Origin of the sequence: Vibrio sp. 1F263 (assembly GCF_041439035.1) — a bacterium.
GTDB classification, from domain to species: Bacteria; Pseudomonadota; Gammaproteobacteria; order Enterobacterales; family Vibrionaceae; genus Vibrio; species Vibrio tasmaniensis_A.
Window position 1 is genome coordinate 41329 of record NZ_JBGONI010000022.1, and the last position, 12849, is coordinate 54177.

A 12849-nucleotide genomic window follows, 5' to 3' on the forward strand; every position below is an offset into this window, starting at 1 on the left:
TAATTCTGGGGCTTATTTAAATCATAAACTTAGCTAGAACTAATATTTAATACTGGTTGGTTCGAAGTTTGAGTCTTCAGTGTTGTCAGTGACTCGTTTTCGCTACTCACCCTCATCAAACTTGTCTTCAATGAGGTGGCAAACAGCATCAAGTGCTTGTTGTGAATCGGTGCCTGTAGCTTGGATCGTGATGTGTTGCCCTTGCGCTGATTCCAGCATAAGCAAACCCATCACACTGTCTGCAGTTGCGATTTTATCTTCTTCGCTATGGATAGTGATAGTTGCATCAAAACTTTGGGCAAGCTCAACCAATTTTACGGCTGCTCTAGCGTGAAGACCCAAGCGATTTTGGATCAGTACAGTTCGAGTTAATTCCATGGTTAGCCCTGTTGGTGCTTCTCTAGGGAGGCATGTCTGATTTGAACTTGATGACCGAGTTGTTCGAAGTATTCACCAATTTTCTGAGTTAGATAAACTGAGCGGTGTTTGCCGCCAGTGCAACCAATCGCGACCGTTAGGTAACTGCGATTATTCTTCTCTAACATGGGTAACCACTGCTCAACAAAGCCTTGAATTTGTTGCTTGAGTTCAAGAACTTCAGCGTGTTTCTCTAGGAAAGAGTGAATTGGTGCATCAAGTCCTGTCAATGGTCGTAGTGCCGGTTCCCAGTGAGGGTTTGGCAGAAATCGAACATCAAACACATAATCGGCATCACTTGGTAGGCCGAACTTAAAGCCGAAAGACTGAAAAACGATAATGAGTTCTTGTTTTTCTTTGCCCTCAACTTTGAAACGAACCTGTTCACTCAATTCGTAGAGGTTACAGTCACTGCTATCAATCACAATGCTGGCTTGCTCTACAAGAGGAGTCAGAAGTGTTTTTTCTAAATCAATAGCTTGTTCAAGAGAGAGTTTTTCTTGGCCGATCGATAAAGGATGAATTCTGCGTGTTTCGCTGTAGCGCTTGAGTAGCGTCTGTTTACTCGCATCTAGAAATAAGACGTTTAGGTCTATATCTGTGGCGGCTTCTAGCTGGTCTAGCGTTTCTGTAACTAACTGAGGCTCTTTTGGTAGGTTACGAATATCAATGCTAACAGCGACGTTTTGATTGATCTCGCGTACCGATTCGACGAAATCGTTGAGCAGGTTTACTGGTAGGTTATCAACACAGTAATACCCCAAGTCTTCAAGAACTCGTAGCGCAACACTTTTCCCGGCTCCTGACTGGCCACTAACAACGATTAATCGCATGTTATTACTCGCAAGTTGGCACTTGAATCATGATGTCGTAAAGCTCTTGATCGCTTTGAGCATTACGCAACTGTTTAAGAGTCTGCTTGTCGTTAAGTCGCTCTGCCATACAAGAAAGGGTTTTCAGATGCTCTTTACATTGTTCGCTAGGAACAAGTAGAGCAAACAGTAGATCAACTGGGCGGTTATCGATAGCATCAAATTCGATTGGGTCTTGGCATTGTATTAATACAGCAATCGCTTTATCACTGACATTCATGCGTGCATGGGGGATCGCGATACCGTTACCGATACCTGTACTGCCCATTTTTTCACGGCTCAGCATGCATTCAAACAGTTCTGTTGAATCTTGACCGCAACTTTCTGCTGCGATTTGACTGATCAGCTCAAGGGCTCTTTTTTTGCTTGTGCATTGGACCGCACTTTTAGTGCAGTCCAATGAAAGTACTTCGCTTAATTGCATGTTAGTGACTACTTAGTTTTTCTTTGTGCTTGTTGAGTTGGCGAACAAGTTTATCAACCAATGAATCAATCGCGGCATACATGCTTTCATCTGTTGCTGTCGCATGAATTTCCCCTTGATTTATATGCAGGGTAGCTTCTGCGATTTGATTGATTTTCTCAACTTTTAAAACAACTTGAACACTATTGATATGATCAAAGAAGCGCTCAAGTTTGTCGAATTTGGTGTGAACATAGTCTTGCATTGAATCGGTAAGATCAACGTGATGGCCTTGAATATTGATTTGCATAGACTTTCCTTTTCAGTTGGTTGCCAGGTTACAACTAAATTAATAGTTAACTAATCAATCGTTAATGAATAAAGAGCTAACTACTTTAGTTTATAGCAGGCGTTTACGCTGACTCGATGGGGCAATGCCCAGAGATTCACGGTATTTCGCTATGGTACGTCTAGCTACCTGAATTCCTTGGTCAGCCAGTAAAGCAGCAATCTTACTATCACTGAGAGGCTTTGCGGTATTTTCCGCTGCGACAAGCTTCTTAATGAGTGCGCGAATTGCTGTAGATGAACATTCACCGCCATTGTCAGTGCTGACATGGCTTGAGAAAAAGTACTTGAGTTCGAAGATGCCACGCGGTGTGTGCATGAATTTTTGAGTCGTCACACGAGAGATCGTGGATTCGTGCATATCAACAGCTAAAGCCACATCATTCAGTACCATAGGCTTCATCGCTTCTTCGCCATGTTCGAAGAAACCGCGTTGATGTTCAACAATACACCGAGCGACTTTTAGTAGCGTTTCATTTCGGCTCTCTAGGCTTTTAATTAGCCATTTTGCTTCTTGCAAATTTGAGCGGATAAATTGGTTGTCAGCGCTACTGCCTTTACTACTAAGGGCCGCGTATTGTTGATTCACTTTTAGTTTTGGCACGCTATCTGGATTGATGGTGACCAACCATTTCCCAAGTTCTTTGAAGACGGATACGTCAGGAACCACATACTCGGTTTCGTCTGGCGTGATCTTACTGCCAGGGCGAGGGTCCAGCTGTTGGATTAATTGCAAAACTTCGCGTAGTTCCGCTTCTTTCAACTTGGTCTCTTTGATAACCAGTTTGTAATCGCGATTGCCGAGTTGGTCGATATGGCTAGTAAGTACTAACTTAGCTTCGTTAAGCCAAGGGGTATCTTGTGGGAAGGTCGCCAATTGCAGTAACAAGCAATCTTGCAGATTCACAGAACCGACACCTAGCGGATCAAACTGCTGAATTCGTTTACGAACGGCTTCAATTTCATCAAGCTCGATCTCTTCGTTGTCGAAGTTCTCAAGGATGTCTTCACAAGATACGGTAAGGTAACCGCGGTCATCGATAGCATCAATTAGCGCAAAAGCTATGCTGCGGTCAGTTTCAGTGAATGGTGTTAAATCGAGTTGCCAGAGCAGGTAATCGTATAGACTTTGTGTGGTTTCGCCTTGATAAACGGGCATGTCGTCATCAATCGCAATGCCAGTGTTACCTGTGTTTGCGCTGTAAACGTCTTCCCAAGTTGTATCGATTTCTAGTTCGTTGCCGATCTCTGATTTTTCGATCAAATCGGAGCTATCAGGTAAGTCTTGTTCAACTGTTTCAACTGTTTCTTTCTCGTCACTGCTAGGTTTTTCTTCCGATGTTGGCGTATCTTCATTGCCGTCTTCGACATCGAGTAGTGGGTTCGATTCAAGTGCTTCTTGAATCTCTTGTTGCAAATCCAAAGTAGACAATTGCAACAAACGAATCGCTTGTTGCAATTGAGGAGTCATTGCTAACTGTTGGCCTAGCTTAAGTTGTAATGAGGGTTTCATTCAGTGTTACTTACCTAGTTATTATTCTAAGAACTCTCGATACTCTCTATCTAATCATAGACGGAATTGTTCGCCTAGATAAACTTGTTTAACTTGTTCGTTATTGAGAACATCTTCAGGAGTTCCCTCAGCTATTAGATGCCCTTGACTTACGATGTAAGCTTTTTCACACACGTCTAATGTTTCACGAACGTTGTGGTCGGTAATCAAAACGCCTAAGCCGCGATCGCGTAAGTGAACAATGATTTTTTTGATATCGATAACCGATATAGGGTCAACACCGGCAAAAGGTTCGTCCAGAAGAATGAACTGAGGGTTTGCTGCTAGCGCACGAGCAATCTCAACACGGCGACGCTCACCACCTGACAAAGCCATACCATTACTCGCTCGAATATGTTGGATGTGGAACTCTTCGAGAAGATCTTCCAGCTTATCTTGACGTTGCGCGTTAGTCATCTCATCGCGCGTTTGCAAAACAGCCATGATGTTGTCTTCAACTGACAATTTACGAAAAATGGATGCTTCTTGAGGAAGGTAACCGATACCAAGACGAGAACGACTGTGCATTGGTAAGATACTGATGTCTCGGTCGTCAATGCTGATAGTACCTTCATCACGCGCAACCAGGCCCACTATCATATAGAAAGAGGTGGTTTTACCTGCACCGTTTGGGCCAAGTAGCCCGACGATCTGACCTGACTCTACTTGCAAGCTAACGTCAGTCACAACTTTACGTTTTCCGTAGGTCTTCGCTAGGTTCTTTGCTGTAAGGACTGCCATGATTACTTATTCACTTCCGCTGGTTGTAAAACCGTTGATACTCGCTCACTGCTATCACTATCGGCAACCAATTTTTGAGAGGTGATCTGATAGGTAATCTTAGAGCCACGAATGATACTGCCATCTTGAGATAGCATCGCGTTCTTAGTCATGATCAATCTATCGGCAATCAGCTGGTAATGTAAATCGTCAGCTTCACCATAGAGTGTTTTCCCGTCGTCAGTAAGTTGAGAAAAGGTTGCGGGCTTTCCGAAACCTTGTATTTCTTCAATTTCACCGTTGACGGCATTACGTGTAACAATGACCTTATCGGCATTGATATTGATGCTACCTTGTTTAAGGTTCACATCGCCAAGAAAGGTTACTTGATTGCTTTTCATATCTAATTGCTGACTGTCTGAATCAATATAGACAGGCTGCTCGCTATCCGAAGATAGAGCATAGACATTAGACGCCGCAAGGGTCAAAGCCAATAAACTAAGGTGTGAGAGTTTCATATCTACCCTGAACAGAATTAAAGAGGGTCGCATTGTTGGTACCGAAGTTCCCTTTCATTGCTTGCCCCTCATTTTCAAAAAATGTACCGATCATATGGACCGGAGTGTCTGAATAAAAATCTCGGCTAGTCAGTTCAACAACCATTTTATCTGTGGTCATTGTATCGAAGCTAGCATCTGGCAACAGGTTTTTCGCCACAACATTGTCATAAAAAGTGATGACTTGATTTTCATCCATAATTGCGCGATCAGCGGTCACTCGCCATTCTATCGTATGCCCTTCACGGAATACTGAAAGAACAGGGTCTTGAAAGTGCGTATCGCCAACGACCGAGTAATGCTCTAGATAGGTCGATTCAACCTGATAGCTACGAATACCGCTTTCGCCATAACTAATATTATCAAGATTCTTGCCACTAAATGCAGGCAGTTCCAAGTTTGGATCTACTTGTATCGTCGAAGTTTGCTCTTTGTCGTACAAGTAATAGGCCGACCAAGAGGCAATAAAGATGAGTATTAAGTAGATAATACGATTAAAACTCATATGCTTAAACCTTTGTGCACGTCGAGTTCGTTTCTTGCTTGTAAAATAAGGTCGCAGACTTCACGTACTGCACCGTAACCGCCGTTAATGGTTGTTACGTAGTTGGCTCTTTGTGCAAGCAATGGGTGACCGTCTGCCACACATACCTTCAAGCCAACCTTTTCCATTACAGGCCAGTCGATTAAATCGTCTCCGATATAACCTGTGTTTTCAGGATTAACTGAAAGTTTATCGCAAATGTCTTGATAGGCTTTAACTTTATCATCCTGACCTTGATAAATTAGCTTAATACCGAGAGCGGTCATTCGATTCTCAACAATTTGAGATTTACGGCCAGTGATGATTGCGATTTCAACGCCCGCGTTCATCAACGATTTAATGCCGTAACCGTCGCGCGTATGGAAAGTTTTTAGCTCTTCACCATTGTTACCCATGTAGATGCGACCATCTGAGAACACGCCATCGACATCGCAAATAAGCAATTTGATCTCTTTTGCTACGGCAAACACTTCTGAATCTACCGTGCCGTATAGAGTTTCGACTGTTTGTGACATTACATTACTCCTGCTTTCAGTAAGTCATGCATATTTAAAGCGCCTACTAATTTGCCACTATCACACAACATCAAGCCATTGATGCTCTTAGCTTGCATCAAATTTAAGCCCTCAACTGCGAGCATGTTTGGTTCTGCTACCGTTGGGTTCAGTGTCATTACATCGCCGATCTGCGTGCTATGAATATCAATACGTTTATCTAAGATACGGCGTAAATCACCATCGGTAAAAATGCCCTTCATTTGGCCATCTTCACCGACGATTGCCGTCATACCCAAGCCTTTTTGAGATATCTCTAACAGGGCATCTCGAACTAGTGCATCCGGAGCAACAATTGGGAGTGAATCACCGGTGTGCATGATGTCGTCTAGTTTCAACAGCAGTTGACGGCCCAAAGCACCACCAGGATGAGACAGTGCAAAATCTTGAGCGGTAAAACCTCTTGCCTGTAAAAGTGCAACGGCTAATGCATCACCCATAACCAAAGTAGCGGTAGTACTGGTTGTTGGTGCTAAACCTAGGGGACACGCTTCTTCGGGTACTGAAATCTGTAAATGAATATCAGATAAGGTCGCCATGTTTGATGCCGGCTTGCCAGTCATGCTGATAATCTTAATGTTTAAACGCTTTAATACTGGGAATAGGCTGAGGATTTCTCCTGATTCACCTGAGTTGGATATTGCTATCACAATATCGCCAGGTTCGATCATTCCCAAATCACCATGCGCTGCTTCACCTGGGTGTACAAAGAAAGCCGATGTACCAGTGCTTGCCAGTGTAGCTGCTATTTTGTTACCAATGTGGCCTGATTTGCCCATGCCCATCACTACGACTTTGCCTTTGTTGTTCAGGATTAGGTCGCAAGCTTTGCTAAAATCATCATTAAAATATTGGTCTAATTGCGTGAGACCTGCAACTTCAGTTTCCAAAACTTGTTTTGCAACGCTGCAATAATCAAATGGCTGAGACATCAAATACTCCAAGTACGGGAAGTTAAATCAACAATTAAGCTGACATGTTCATTAGTAGGTAACTTTGATATGCCACAAACGTCACGATTAACACGCCGCCTTCGATACGATTCACGCTACGAGATTTTCCTAGTGCCATGATAACAAGGAGTAGTGATACGCCTAGCATCACCCAGAAGTCACGACCCATTGCAAACTCGCTCAAGATTGAAGGGTTTAGGATGCCTGGGATACCCATCACGGCAAGGATGTTGAATACGTTTGAGCCAATGATATTACCCACAGCCATATCATCTTCACCTTTCATAACACCAGCTAGTGATGCTGCAAGTTCAGGTAAACTTGTGCCAACGGCAATAATGGTTAAACCAATCACAAGGTCGCTCATACCAAAGAACTTCGCGATTACAACCGCGTTATCAACCAACATGTTGGCCGCTAGAGGTAGAATAATCAGGCCAACCACCACCCACATTGCGGCTTTGGGGTTGCTCACGCCTTCAGGAACTTCAGATTCTTGTTCGTCAAGAAAGGCATCACCGTTCTTTTTCTCACTACGGCTGATTTGCAGCATCGCAAATAAGAAAGCGGCAAAAAGAACAAACAACAACACACCTTCATAGAAACCTAAGTGATTATCCCAAAGCAGTGCGCCCGCTAATAGAGTGACACCTATCATTAAAGGTAGTTCACGACGAATCACACCAGAGCTAATCGATAATGGCTTGATAAGGGCTGTAATACCTAAAATCAGCGCGATGTTAGCGATGTTTGAGCCTAATACGTTACCTACCGCCGTATCTGTTTTACCATCAAGGGCTGCTGTCGCAGAAACCATCATTTCAGGGGCTGAAGATCCCATTGCTAAGATTGTCATACCGATAACTAGTGGTGAAATACCGAAGTTGCGAGCAAGAGCTGCGGCACCGTATACCAGCTTATCTGCACTCCACACCAAAAAACCTAGACCGATAATAAGAAACGCAATCGCTTCAAGCATGATGATTCCTAAAAATTAATAAAAAACGGAGAATTAACCGCTAATTTTGACTTGTTGCTAGATAAAAGGGAAGTCACTCGACAAATTAATTGCTAGTTAGTGGTAAAGAAATGTTGATGAGGAATGAATTTCTCAATGCTTTCAAATCCCTGCCTTTGTTTTCTGTTTTTAATAATTAATTGAACAGCGCTTTTAATTCTAAAGTAGACTCATTATTATTGCAGCCATAATTGGCGTTTTTAAAGCAAGGAAACAACAAAAGTATGTTGAACACTGAGCTTGTGAAAGTTAAGAATCTCAGCTTCTCACGCGGTGAGCGAATTATCTTTGATGACATCAGTTTAGAGGTTCCTCAAGGAAAAATAACCGCGATCATGGGGCCGTCAGGGATCGGTAAAACAACCTTATTACGTCTGATCGGTGGACAATTACCACCAGATGAAGGTGAAATTTGGTTTGATGGCGACAACATCCCTGCATTGCCACGTCGAAAGCTATATCAAGCACGCAAGAAAATGAGCATGCTTTTCCAATCGGGGGCACTTTTCACGGATCTGAATGTCTTTGATAATGTGGCGTTTCCTTTGCGAGAGCACACTGAACTTAACGAAAAATTCATTCGTACCATTGTATTGCTTAAGCTTGAGGCGGTAGGGTTGCGAGGCGCGGCGCAATTAATGCCGAGTGAGTTGTCTGGTGGTATGGCGAGACGAGCGGCGTTGGCCCGAGCGATCGCATTGGACCCAGAACTTATTATGTATGATGAGCCTTTTGTTGGCCAAGACCCAATCACCATGGGTGTTTTGGTTGAGTTGATTCGTAACCTCAATCAAGCCTTGGGTTTAACCTCGATTGTCGTTTCTCATGATGTCCCTGAGGTGATGAGCATTGCTGATTGGGTTTATTTGATGGCTGATGGGAAAATTATTGCTGCAGGTTCTCCTGATGAGTTGTACAACAACAGCGACCCAAGAGTGCAGCAATTTTTGCAAGGTGAATCGGATGGCCCTGTGCCATTTAGGTTTCCTGCAAATAGCTTAGAAAAGGATTTGTTTGAATATGATTGCTAAAACTATTGCGGGTGTCGGTAAGCGCGCACTTGCGATCTGTGAGTCATTTGGTCGAGCAAGCCTAATGCTATTTGGGGCTTTGTTTGGCATCCCGAAACTAAAAAACTTCCCTCTATTAGTTAAACAATTTTATAGCGTTGGCGTTCAGTCATTGGCTATCATTTTAGTTTCGGGTTTGTTTATTGGCATGGTACTCAGTCTGCAGGGCTATGTCGTATTAATCGACTATGGCGCAGAGGGTAACCTTGGGCAAATGGTCGCGCTCTCGTTGTTACGGGAACTGGGCCCTGTGGTGACAGCACTTCTGTTTGCTGGCCGTGCGGGTTCAGCATTAACGGCTGAGATCGGCTTAATGAGAGCAACGGAACAGATCTCTAGTCTTGAGATGATGGCGGTTGATCCTCTTAAACGCATTATTGCGCCACGTCTCTGGGCCGGCCTTATTTCTATGCCACTGCTCGCTATGATTTTTATGGCGGTCGGGATTTGGGGTGCTCAGTTAGTCGGTGTGGATTGGAAGGGTATTGACCACGGCAGTTTCTGGTCTGCGATGCAGTCTTCCGTTGAGCTTGGCCGTGATATTGGTAACAGTATGATCAAATGCATGGTCTTCGCTATCACCGTAACTTGGATCGCACTTTTTAATGGTTATGATGCAGTACCGACATCCGAAGGTATTAGTCAGGCAACCACACGCACAGTAGTACACTCTTCTCTAGCGGTATTAGGGCTAGATTTTGTTCTTACCGCATTGATGTTTGGGAATTAATCATGCAACAAACTCGAAAATTAGAATTATGGGTCGGCACCTTTGTTATTGCCGGAATTTGCGCAATCTTAATCATGATCTTTCAAGTCGCTGACGTAAAAGGTATAGGTTCAAACCATACTTATAACCTAAAAGCGACCTTTGACAATATTGGCAGCCTAAAGGTTCGCTCACCAGTAAAGGTGGGGGGCGTCGTTGTTGGTCGAGTTCAAAGTATTGAACTTGATACTGAGAGCTACCTTCCTGTGGTTGAACTGTCTATTGATGCGAAGTACTCTCAATTTCCTGATACCTCTAGTGCTCAAATCTTAACGTCGGGCTTGATCGGTGAGCAGTACATCAGCTTAGTTCCAGGCTTCATCTTTGACGATGAAGAGATGTTGGTTGATGGTGATTCTATCGAAGACACCAAGTCAGCATTAGTATTAGAAGATTTGATTGGCCAAGTGCTGTATAGCGTTGGTGGTTCTAATGACAGTGAAGCAAAGGAATAAGATGATGTTGAAAACTATTAGTCACTTGAAAGCTATTGGTTACTTGAAATCAATGTTTATGGCGGCAATGGCTTTACTTATTTCGGCTCAAGCTTTTGCTGCAGAGTCGATTGATCGTACTCAGCCATACCAGATGATGACTCAAGTTGCGGAAGAGGCTTTCGCCCGTTTGAAAAACGAGCAAGAGAATATCCATCAAGACCCAGAGTTACTGAAGGTCATCGTGGAAGAAGAGTTGATGCCTTATGTGAATGCTCAATATGCGGCGCTGAAGTTGCTAGGGCCGAACTTGAAAGGTGCAGATAGAGGAGACGTGCGCGTATTTATTGATGCATTTCGTAAATATCTCGTTTCTTCTTATGCTCAAGTGTTAACTCAATATACAGATCAGACGATTAAATTTGGTCCAGAACCAACAATTAAAACAGATAGCCGTATTACCAGTATTAAGGTTGATATCATTGATACGCCTCGACCAAACATTAACCTTGAGTTTAAACTGCGCAAAGATAAGAAGTCAGGTGAGTGGAAGGCATTTGATATGGTTGCCGAAGGTATAAGCCTGCTATCAAGTAAGAAGTCTGAGTGGAACACTAAGATTCGTCAAGAAGGCATCTTACAAGTAGCTGACGAACTCGAGAAACTGGCTTCTCAACCGATTCGTTTTGAGAGTAATAAATAATGAGCCATTCTCAATGGCAAGCGCTAAGCTCTAAAGAATATCAACTTCTTGGTGATATAGATCGAGATAGTGTACCTGCAATCTGGCGTATATTGGAAAAGTGGCAAACGACGGAATCGAGCGTTGAAATTGACCTTAGCCATATAAATCGAGTCGATTCAGCCGGAATGGTGATGCTAATTCACTTATTAGAGCATGCAAAAAATCAAAACTGTCATATAATGCTCAGTTTCGTGCCAGAACAATTACGAACGTTGTTCCAATTGAGCAATATCCAGCCAATGATGGCAGAACACATAAAAAATTAGGCAGGAGCTATTTGTGGACAGCACAAAAGTACAAGAATTATTAGCAGAGGCTCTGAACCTTCAGGAAATTATCGTGAAGGGTGAAGGCAGTCATTACGAAGTTGTTGCGGTTGATCCATGTTTTGACGGCATGAATCGAGTTAAGAAGCAGCAACTAATCTACGGCCCACTAATGGAATACATTCAACGCAATGATATCCATGCTCTTTCTATTAAGGCTTTCACGCCGGAAGAGTGGGAACGTGATAAGAAACTGATGTCACTTTAAGGTTTATGATGGAAAAGTTTCGAGTTATTGGATCGGATAAGCCGCTAAGCGGTGAAGTGACGATCTCAGGCGCAAAAAATGCAGCCCTACCAATCCTATTTGCTTCAATTCTAGCTGAAGAGCCGGTTGAAGTGAGTAATGTTCCTCACCTACGTGACATCGATACTACGATGGAATTGCTTAAGCGTTTAGGCGCAAAAGTATCACGCAACGGTAGTGTTCATGTTGATGGCCGCGAAATTAATGAATTTTGTGCACCTTACGATTTAGTAAAAACAATGCGCGCTTCTATCTGGGCTTTAGGTCCTTTAGTCGCTCGTTTTGGTGAAGGCCAAGTGTCACTTCCGGGCGGTTGTGCAATTGGTGCTCGACCTGTTGATTTACATATCCATGGCCTAGAGCAACTAGGTGCGACCATTGTATTGGAAGATGGTTATGTGAAAGCAAGTGTTGATGGCCGTCTGAAAGGCGCGCACATCGTGATGGATAAAGTAAGTGTGGGTGCCACCATTACTATCATGTGTGCAGCAACGCTAGCGGAAGGTACAACTGTGTTAGATAATTCAGCGCGTGAGCCTGAGATTGTTGATACGGCTGATTTCCTAAACAAACTAGGAGCTAAAATTTCTGGTGCAGGTACAGATACGATTACTATCGAAGGCGTTGAGCGTCTTGGTGGTGGCCAACACTCTGTGGTTGCAGACCGTATTGAAACGGGTACCTTCCTGGTTGCTGCTGCGGTTTCTGGCGGTAAAGTGGTTTGTCGCAACACCAACGCTCATCTTCTTGAAGCTGCCTTAGCGAAGCTTGAAGAAGCGGGAGCGAAGGTTGAAACGGGCGAAGGTTGGATCAGCCTTGATATGACTGATCGTGAGTTGAAAGCGGTGAAAATCGTAACGGCACCTCACCCAGGCTTCCCAACCGACATGCAAGCACAGTTTACCCTGCTTAACATGATGGCGAAGGGCAGTGGTGTTATCACTGAGACTATCTTTGAAAACCGCTTTATGCACATTCCTGAACTACAGCGAATGGGAGCAAAAGCCGAGATCGAAGGTAACACGGCTATCTGTGGTGACACGGATAAATTGAGTGGCGCTCAAGTAATGGCAACGGACCTTCGCGCATCTGCGAGCCTTGTTATTGCTGGTTGTATCGCTCAAGGTGAAACCATCGTTGACCGTATTTATCACATCGATCGTGGCTACGATAAGATTGAAGATAAATTGTCAGCCTTAGGCGCAAACATTACACGGTTTAGCGAGTCGAACTAACTTAGGTTAGTGAGTTCATGAATCAGTAAGATGAAAACAGAAAAGTCGGAACCTTGGTTTCGGCTTTTTTATAGTTGTATTTACC

18 protein-coding genes are annotated in these 12849 nt (G+C 43.6%); 7 read left to right on the plus strand and 11 right to left on the minus strand.

Features of this window, described 5'->3' with window-relative positions; translation table 11 throughout:
- Positions 1-102: 102 nt before the first annotated feature.
- The 11 genes from ACED25_RS14605 to ACED25_RS14655 form a co-directional block, all read right to left on the minus strand.
- Complete coding sequence (locus ACED25_RS14605; protein WP_009847745.1) at positions 103-378, minus strand: HPr family phosphocarrier protein; 276 nt, start codon at positions 376-378, stop codon at positions 103-105.
- Positions 379-380: 2 nt separating this feature from the next.
- A complete protein-coding gene (gene rapZ / locus ACED25_RS14610; RefSeq protein ID WP_017097544.1) occupies positions 381-1250 on the minus strand; it encodes an RNase adapter RapZ in 870 nt (289 codons plus the stop codon).
- A gap of 4 nt (positions 1251-1254) precedes the next feature.
- Complete coding sequence (ptsN, locus tag ACED25_RS14615) at positions 1255-1713, minus strand: PTS IIA-like nitrogen regulatory protein PtsN (RefSeq protein ID WP_009847743.1); 459 nt, start codon at positions 1711-1713, stop codon at positions 1255-1257.
- Position 1714: 1 nt separating this feature from the next.
- On the minus strand, positions 1715-2002 hold the full coding sequence (hpf, locus tag ACED25_RS14620) for a ribosome hibernation promoting factor (RefSeq protein ID WP_009847742.1): 288 nt from the start codon (positions 2000-2002) through the stop codon (positions 1715-1717).
- Positions 2003-2092: 90 nt separating this feature from the next.
- The gene (locus ACED25_RS14625) at positions 2093-3553 is read right to left on the minus strand and encodes an RNA polymerase factor sigma-54 (protein WP_371695532.1); all 1461 of its coding nucleotides are present in this window, start codon (positions 3551-3553) and stop codon (positions 2093-2095) included.
- 54 nt (positions 3554-3607) lie between these two features.
- Positions 3608-4333, minus strand: coding sequence for an LPS export ABC transporter ATP-binding protein (gene lptB / locus ACED25_RS14630; RefSeq protein WP_009847740.1), 726 nt, complete (start codon positions 4331-4333; stop codon positions 3608-3610).
- Positions 4334-4335: 2 nt separating this feature from the next.
- Positions 4336-4830 carry a lipopolysaccharide transport periplasmic protein LptA gene (lptA, locus tag ACED25_RS14635; RefSeq protein WP_009847739.1) on the minus strand — a complete coding sequence of 165 codons (495 nt, stop codon included), beginning with the start codon at positions 4828-4830 and terminating at the stop codon, positions 4336-4338.
- Positions 4811-5374: an LPS export ABC transporter periplasmic protein LptC gene (gene lptC, locus ACED25_RS14640; protein ID WP_371695533.1), complete on the minus strand. Its 564-nt coding sequence runs from the start codon at positions 5372-5374 to the stop codon at positions 4811-4813. The genes lptA and lptC overlap by 20 nt, the downstream gene beginning before the upstream one ends.
- The gene (gene kdsC, locus ACED25_RS14645) at positions 5371-5928 is read right to left on the minus strand and encodes a 3-deoxy-manno-octulosonate-8-phosphatase KdsC (RefSeq protein WP_371695534.1); all 558 of its coding nucleotides are present in this window, start codon (positions 5926-5928) and stop codon (positions 5371-5373) included. Before kdsC ends, lptC begins: the two co-directional genes overlap by 4 nt.
- Positions 5928-6899: an arabinose-5-phosphate isomerase KdsD gene (gene kdsD, locus ACED25_RS14650; protein WP_012604867.1), complete on the minus strand. Its 972-nt coding sequence runs from the start codon at positions 6897-6899 to the stop codon at positions 5928-5930. The genes kdsC and kdsD overlap by 1 nt, the downstream gene beginning before the upstream one ends.
- A 34-nt stretch (positions 6900-6933) precedes the next feature.
- On the minus strand, positions 6934-7899 hold the full coding sequence (locus ACED25_RS14655) for a calcium/sodium antiporter (protein ID WP_009847735.1): 966 nt from the start codon (positions 7897-7899) through the stop codon (positions 6934-6936).
- 263 nt (positions 7900-8162) lie between these two features.
- On the opposite strand from ACED25_RS14655, the gene mlaF reads away from it, so the two are divergent.
- From mlaF to murA, 7 genes are read left to right on the plus strand one after another with little or no spacing between them, the layout of a single operon-like run.
- Complete coding sequence (gene mlaF / locus ACED25_RS14660) at positions 8163-8969, plus strand: phospholipid ABC transporter ATP-binding protein MlaF (RefSeq protein WP_009847734.1); 807 nt, start codon at positions 8163-8165, stop codon at positions 8967-8969.
- Positions 8959-9738 (plus strand): lipid asymmetry maintenance ABC transporter permease subunit MlaE, encoded by a 780-nt coding sequence (gene mlaE, locus ACED25_RS14665; protein ID WP_029223888.1) that lies wholly within the window; start codon positions 8959-8961, stop codon positions 9736-9738. The genes mlaF and mlaE overlap by 11 nt, the downstream gene beginning before the upstream one ends.
- A gap of 2 nt (positions 9739-9740) precedes the next feature.
- Positions 9741-10232 (plus strand): outer membrane lipid asymmetry maintenance protein MlaD, encoded by a 492-nt coding sequence (gene mlaD, locus ACED25_RS14670; protein ID WP_371695536.1) that lies wholly within the window; start codon positions 9741-9743, stop codon positions 10230-10232.
- A gap of 4 nt (positions 10233-10236) precedes the next feature.
- Positions 10237-10914 (plus strand): ABC transporter substrate-binding protein, encoded by a 678-nt coding sequence (locus ACED25_RS14675; protein ID WP_371695551.1) that lies wholly within the window; start codon positions 10237-10239, stop codon positions 10912-10914.
- Positions 10914-11222 carry a lipid asymmetry maintenance protein MlaB gene (locus ACED25_RS14680; RefSeq protein ID WP_004735315.1) on the plus strand — a complete coding sequence of 103 codons (309 nt, stop codon included), beginning with the start codon at positions 10914-10916 and terminating at the stop codon, positions 11220-11222. Before ACED25_RS14675 ends, ACED25_RS14680 begins: the two co-directional genes overlap by 1 nt.
- 13 nt (positions 11223-11235) lie before the next feature.
- Entirely contained in the window at positions 11236-11490 is a 255-nt protein-coding gene (gene ibaG, locus ACED25_RS14685; protein ID WP_004738686.1) for a BolA family iron metabolism protein IbaG, read from the plus strand.
- 8 nt (positions 11491-11498) lie between these two features.
- On the plus strand, positions 11499-12764 hold the full coding sequence (gene murA, locus ACED25_RS14690; protein WP_371695537.1) for a UDP-N-acetylglucosamine 1-carboxyvinyltransferase: 1266 nt from the start codon (positions 11499-11501) through the stop codon (positions 12762-12764).
- Positions 12765-12849: the final 85 nt, after the last annotated feature.

Coding starts and splice junctions, on each gene's coding strand:
- ACED25_RS14605 (WP_009847745.1), bottom strand. CDS start 378: ATGGAATTAACTCGAACTGTACTGATCCAAAATCGCTTGGGTCTTCAC.
- rapZ (WP_017097544.1), bottom strand. CDS start 1,250: ATGCGATTAATCGTTGTTAGTGGCCAGTCAGGAGCCGGGAAAAGTGTT.
- ptsN (WP_009847743.1), bottom strand. CDS start 1,713: ATGCAATTAAGCGAAGTACTTTCATTGGACTGCACTAAAAGTGCGGTC.
- hpf (WP_009847742.1), bottom strand. CDS start 2,002: ATGCAAATCAATATTCAAGGCCATCACGTTGATCTTACCGATTCAATG.
- ACED25_RS14625 (WP_371695532.1), bottom strand. CDS start 3,553: ATGAAACCCTCATTACAACTTAAGCTAGGCCAACAGTTAGCAATGACT.
- lptB (WP_009847740.1), bottom strand. CDS start 4,333: ATGGCAGTCCTTACAGCAAAGAACCTAGCGAAGACCTACGGAAAACGT.
- lptA (WP_009847739.1), bottom strand. CDS start 4,830: ATGAAACTCTCACACCTTAGTTTATTGGCTTTGACCCTTGCGGCGTCT.
- lptC (WP_371695533.1), bottom strand. CDS start 5,374: ATGAGTTTTAATCGTATTATCTACTTAATACTCATCTTTATTGCCTCT.
- kdsC (WP_371695534.1), bottom strand. CDS start 5,928: ATGTCACAAACAGTCGAAACTCTATACGGCACGGTAGATTCAGAAGTG.
- kdsD (WP_012604867.1), bottom strand. CDS start 6,899: ATGTCTCAGCCATTTGATTATTGCAGCGTTGCAAAACAAGTTTTGGAA.
- ACED25_RS14655 (WP_009847735.1), bottom strand. CDS start 7,899: ATGCTTGAAGCGATTGCGTTTCTTATTATCGGTCTAGGTTTTTTGGTG.
- mlaF (WP_009847734.1), top strand. CDS start 8,163: ATGTTGAACACTGAGCTTGTGAAAGTTAAGAATCTCAGCTTCTCACGC.
- mlaE (WP_029223888.1), top strand. CDS start 8,959: ATGATTGCTAAAACTATTGCGGGTGTCGGTAAGCGCGCACTTGCGATC.
- mlaD (WP_371695536.1), top strand. CDS start 9,741: ATGCAACAAACTCGAAAATTAGAATTATGGGTCGGCACCTTTGTTATT.
- ACED25_RS14675 (WP_371695551.1), top strand. CDS start 10,237: ATGTTGAAAACTATTAGTCACTTGAAAGCTATTGGTTACTTGAAATCA.
- ACED25_RS14680 (WP_004735315.1), top strand. CDS start 10,914: ATGAGCCATTCTCAATGGCAAGCGCTAAGCTCTAAAGAATATCAACTT.
- murA (WP_371695537.1), top strand. CDS start 11,499: ATGGAAAAGTTTCGAGTTATTGGATCGGATAAGCCGCTAAGCGGTGAA.